Consider the following 521-nt stretch of genomic DNA (forward strand, 5'->3'; position numbering starts at 1 on the left):
ATGACTTCAATCAAGCCACTTGCCTTTCCTTCTTCAAGGTCAGCGAGTTCCACTGTGAAAGGATTTTCGATCGCACGGATGTAGTCTGTCAAGGCATCTGCATCTGCTGGTGGCATTTGTCCACCATCTTCTCCATAAACCTTATAACCATTAAATGGTGCAGGGTTGTGGCTAGCCGTTACCATGATCCCAGCAAATGTGTGAAGATGACGAACGGCGAAGGACAATTCAGGTGTTGGACGAAGGCTTTCAAATACATAAGATTTGATACCATGAGCAGCCAATACTTGAGCAGATTCAAAAGCAAATTCAGGAGAGAAGTGACGGCTATCGTAAGCGATTGCAACTCCGCGTTTTTTCGCTTCTTCCCCTTTGGAGTCGATCAATTGGGCCAAGCCTTCAGTTGCTTGGCGAACAACATAGATATTAATCCGGTTGGTACCTGCACCAATGTAGCCACGCATACCAGCTGTACCGAACTCTAGGTTGGTATAGAAGGCATCTTCTTTGGTTTTTTCATC

1 pseudogene is annotated in these 521 nt (G+C 45.7%); it reads right to left on the bottom strand.

Annotation, left to right across the window (positions count from 1 at the left end):
• Positions 1–521 (bottom strand): annotated as a pseudogene (locus tag JX304_RS06150) (phospho-sugar mutase); the annotation flags it as partial.

The sequence above is a fragment of the Streptococcus parasanguinis genome (assembly GCF_901875555.1).
Classification (GTDB): Bacteria; Bacillota; Bacilli; order Lactobacillales; family Streptococcaceae; genus Streptococcus; species Streptococcus parasanguinis_H.